This is a genomic window from Streptomyces sp. NPDC059900 (assembly GCF_050270335.1).
Lineage (GTDB): Bacteria > Actinomycetota > Actinomycetes > Streptomycetales > Streptomycetaceae > Streptomyces.
In genome coordinates this window covers 1-2,271 of sequence record NZ_JBNNJZ010000901.1, presented here as the reverse complement: position 1 = coordinate 2,271, position 2,271 = coordinate 1, and the positions used below count along the sequence as shown (strand labels likewise).

The following is a 2,271-nucleotide window of genomic DNA, read 5'->3' as shown; positions in this document are numbered from 1 at the left end:
CGCCTGGAGCGTGCCGGTCTCGCTGCCTTCCTGCGCCTGCGTGGTGAGGGTGTAGGTCGCCTTGACCGAGCCGGACGCGGCGGACCAGGTCGTCTTGGAGCCGGTGACGAAGCTGTAGGCGTACTTCTTGTACGCGGCGAGCGCGTCGGTGGAGGGCAGGACGGCGAGGGAGAAGTAGTCCTTGGCGCCCAGACCGGCGGTGATCGTGGAGCCGGAGACGTTCCAGTCGCTGCCGCTGGGGGCGAAGAGCGCGTAGTGGTGGCCGCCGACCGTGATGCCGAGGACGTTGCCCTGGTCCGCGAAGACGTTCGGCGCGCCGGCGGTGGTGATCTGGGCGTTGCCGCCCGAGCCCTTGGCGTAGACGTAGGGCAGGCCGTGGCCGATGGTGGTGCGCAGGGTGCGGGTGCCGTCCGACCAGTAGGGGGTGACGGTCCAGTCGGACCAGGCGTCGGCCTTGGTGTCCGCGGAGTTGAGACCGCTCAGGCCGAGGGTGAGATCGCGCTTGTGCGCGTACTCGTACTGGCGGCCCTCGCCGACGACTGCGGGATCGGTGGGGTAGCCGACCTCGAGGCCGCCGGAGACGGCCTGGTAGGTGAGCGGGTGTCCGTACATCGGGGTGGAGTACGGGTTGTCGCCGTAGCGCTGGAAGGCCAGCGAGGACCACCAGTCGTTGGTGGGGACCGGCTTGCCCTTGGCAGCGGCGGTGACCTTGGGGGTCACCGGGGTGCCGGTGTTGGTGGTGGGTCCGGAGGTTCCCGCGGGGCGGGTGTCGGAGTAACTGCCGGAGCCGACCGGCACGGTGGCTGCCGCCGCCGGGGTGGCGGCGGGTCCGAGGCCGATGGCGGCCAGGGCGGCGACCAGCACCAGGGCGGCGGCCGGTCTTCCGTGGGGGACGGGTCGTAAGCGGGGGTACGGCATGGACGGCACCTCAAACTCATGACGGGGAGGGCGTCTTGAGAGCGCTCTCAGATGTCGAGGAACGTAAAGCCAGCGCAAACCAGCGTCAATAGCTGGGGCAGTCGTGCGACGAAAGCCCGCCGCCGGGCCGTCGCGCCTTCGAGGGTTGAAAGGACCCCCGTTCGACCGGACACGCTTCAGGCGCTCGCTTGACGCACTTCCCTCCACCGTGGTGCTTCACCGGATCTGATGAGCCGTCATCAACCTTTGAGATCAGACCAATCGGTGCCAAGGGGACGGCACCCCTGACGCCCCGACCGGCCGTCGCGCGACTCCCCCGGGCCGCGCCACCGCCTGCCTCAGCCGCCGCTGCGCAGCCTTCCCGAGATTGCCAGGGTCACGACGGCGCTCGGGCTCTCCTCGGCGCCGCGGTTGAAGGCCTCGTCGAAGGCCTCGTCCCCTATCGTCCTGCGGGCCGACTGCCAGCACTCTTCGCGCAGGTCACGCAGTTCGGGGGTGCCGCGCTGGGTGTGCCCCACCGAGCGCCAGTAAGTGTGGCCGCCGCCGGAGACCAGGGCTGCCGTTTCGCCGTCGCCGCGGGCGGCGGCCGCGGCGGCCAGGACGTCCAGACCCAGTGCGATGCCGAAGCTGTCGCCCAGCCGCCGCTTCCCTTCCAGCATGGCGCGGGCGTGTTCGGCTGCCCGCGAGGGCCTGCCCCCCGCCAGGGAGAGCAGCGCGAGCTGGTAGTCGGCGTACGCGCGGGTCCAGCACTCCCCGTGGGCGAGGCAGTCCGCGCGCAGGGCCGTCGCGTACTCCGTCGCCTTTTCGAGGTGTCCGAGACCGGTGAGCGCAAACACCTGTACGAGGTGGCAGCGCAGCATGGACGCGGAAGCGAAGGCCGGCCCCGGAGCCTGTCGCATGGCGTGCTCGACCACGGCCTGCGCCCTGCTCGCCTCGCCCTGGAGGAGATGCGTCAGTCCCAGCAGGTACGCGGCGGCCAGGGCCTCCTCGGTGTTCCCGGTGCTTGCTGCGTCCCGCGCGCAGCGCGACCCGATCTTTGCTGCTTCGTCGTGCTCGCCTTGCAGGACCTGTACCACGCCAAGCGCCCAGCGTGCCCGCCCGTGGTAGGCGCTGGATCCGGTGTGTACCAGCAGGGCCTGCTCCAAGTAGGTGCGGGCTTCGGGCAGATGGCCGCAGCAGCTCCAGAAGAAGCTGACCAGACCGGCCAGTTCGACCGCCCGCAGTGGTGCGTTCGCCAGCAGATGGTCGAGAGCCGCGCAGAGGTCGGTGTGTTCGAGGGCGATCTTCTGGTACCACTCGACCTGGTCGGGGCCTGCCCAGGCGGTGTCCGCGGCGCGGGCGAGGCCCAGGAAG

General features: G+C 70.8%; 2 pseudogenes. Both read right to left on the bottom strand.

The annotated features are described in order from the left end of the window. Positions 1-918: pseudogene (locus ACQKIP_RS45495) on the bottom strand (glycosyl hydrolase); the annotation flags it as partial. 338 nt (positions 919-1,256) lie between these two features. Continuing rightward, positions 1,257-2,271 (bottom strand): annotated as a pseudogene (locus ACQKIP_RS45490) (regulator); the annotation flags it as partial.